This is a genomic window from Oceanobacillus damuensis (assembly GCF_001618145.1).
Classification (GTDB): Bacteria; Bacillota; Bacilli; order Bacillales; family Amphibacillaceae; genus Oceanobacillus; species Oceanobacillus damuensis.
In genome coordinates, this window is the sequence record NZ_LQNF01000066.1 from 1 (window position 1) to 2187 (window position 2187).

Genomic DNA, 2187 nt, shown 5'->3' on the forward strand with positions numbered 1-2187 from the left:
CAATTGTTATATATCACGCCTTACAAACAATTGATGAAAATAATATACAAGGAAGAAAGGACTTTGCTCTTATCTTTATTAAGACGTTTTTACAAGGTTATTTTTCAGAGAATAACCTTGATAAATACTGGTTATCCAAAATCCCTTTTTTCTTAAATTACAGGCAAATATTCTCCTTTATTTATTTTACCAATTTTCTTAATGAAGAGCAAAAAAGTAATGAGAAAGTTAAAGATATACTTGATGGTATAAGGTTAAAGGTAGAGAATGATCTCCCTTATTTAGATATTGAGTACAAAGATTTCTGTATTGAGTAAAGTGTGAAATATTGTACCTAAACTAACTGGTGCTTTAGTTTAGGAAACAGAATAACAAAACAGAAAACAACTCAAATCTACTGAGTTGACAGCTCAAATTACCCGGATATATGAACCAGAGCAAATAATTGGTAGACAAGTGGTTGCAGTAGTAAACTTTCCACCTAGACGTATAGCAGGCTTTAAATCCGAGGTATCGGTAATTGGCGGTGTTCCAAAAGAAGGTGATGTGGTACTTTAAAACCAGATGAACCAGTTAAAAGTGGTACACCAATAGCCTAGAACTTTGAAAACCGACCTAATGTTGTTTAACTTCCATTGTTGGTTGCCTTTATAAAGGAAGTCGCTTAAATAATTGGGTGCTTTTCTGAACTGAAATTGCAATCTTGCTTTGTGTAAAGGGCCATTACCTTACTTGTTGTCGTTTTTTATTAACTGTCTAAAGAACGTACCTGCAATTACGAATAAAGCACCCACATAATTATAAACGATAAGTATCTTATTTAAGAATATTGCCGATAGGACGTATCCGAAAATAGGTGTTAAAAGTAAAAAAATATTTGCCCTAACTACATCAAGTTTGAGTAGGTAAAACTAGAGGAACATAGCAATAATAGAAGTCATGATGACCTGTCAAAAAAGTCCAATCAAAAAGTATTAATCAAACTGAATATAAAAACCCAGCTCTAATAAACTGAATCGGGAATAAAAAAGTAAAGTAATCAGAGTATCTCACCAAATAGTAGATTTGTTTAAGTAAAGGTATTATAATGAATTTTTCGTTTATTTTAGTTCAAGAATTGAAATTGAAGGTGAAACCGTTAGGGTTGTTGGATTATAAAAAATAGCGGGTATAATAATTATGTAACCACTTTTATTTTTTCACCTTTATATTTTTTCACGAACAAGCATACGAAACCCTTCGGGTTTAAGGAAAACACATTTTAAACGTTGTGTTAACAATCCTTAGATCCGGAGGGTTTTTTGTTGCTTAAAAATCATTTATTTTCAGGAGGTTTGCTTACTATGTCAAAGAAAACTGAAAGAATTGAGACTTTACGCAAGGATTACAATTATAATTTTGAGCAAAGCGTTATTTTCTTTAAACTAATTGATGATTTTGTCATTCGTCTTTCAAAGGATATATCGGAATACACGTATAGTAAATTGCTAGAGAATATTTTAAAGTCGTTGCAGAGGAAACAGATTGATGGAATAAGTAGTTATCAGCAATTATATGAGTTTTTAAAAGATATTTCCTTTTGCTCCAATATCATTCCATTGAATCAATCGAGAATATGGAAGATACGGAACATCGTAATTATATCGAGGAACTATTTGTACGATGTGCAAAAATTAAAGATAATCAACCTTTCATGTTTGAAAACTATCAATCATTATTACCTTTACAACTTACGGTGAATTATTTTGAACTCGGCTATCGTCAATTCAAAGAGCAAACAGTTTATTCATTAGCAATTCAAAAATTCACGAAAAGATAACACAACGGTTCAAATTTATTCTGAAATTTACCTTTTGAATTCTATTGAGTAGTTACCAACAAGAACAAAGGACTATATTTGTATTAAAAAGGCAGAGGAATTGTAAGAAACCCAAGCCCATGCCATCAGATATTTTTAAATAGCTAAAACCGGTTTTTTGGAGCTGTAATTTTAATTATTCAAATAAAATAAACAAAAAATTGTATAACTTTTTATACAGATTTCATTGAATTTCACTTTAGCGAATTAAAGAATATTATATATTTACTATTTAAAATTGTCCAAGCTGGAAATTTGATAATTAGTCCTTATAATCCTTGTTGTATTAGTAGTTTCTACGATATGGACAAAAACATAACTATTCATAA

The 2187-nt window shown here is 30.2% G+C and carries 1 protein-coding gene and 2 pseudogenes; all 3 read left to right on the plus strand.

Features of this window, described 5'->3' with window-relative positions:
• Positions 1-317 (plus strand): annotated as a pseudogene (locus A4245_RS20480) (hypothetical protein); the annotation flags it as partial.
• Between the two features lie 88 nt (positions 318-405).
• Positions 406-599 (plus strand): annotated as a pseudogene (locus A4245_RS19900) (tRNA-binding protein); the annotation flags it as partial.
• A 980-nt stretch (positions 600-1579) separates the two neighbouring features.
• Positions 1580-1819 carry a hypothetical protein gene (locus A4245_RS20255; RefSeq protein ID WP_157087779.1) on the plus strand — a complete coding sequence of 80 codons (240 nt, stop codon included), beginning with the start codon at positions 1580-1582 and terminating at the stop codon, positions 1817-1819.
• Positions 1820-2187 lie beyond the last annotated feature (368 nt).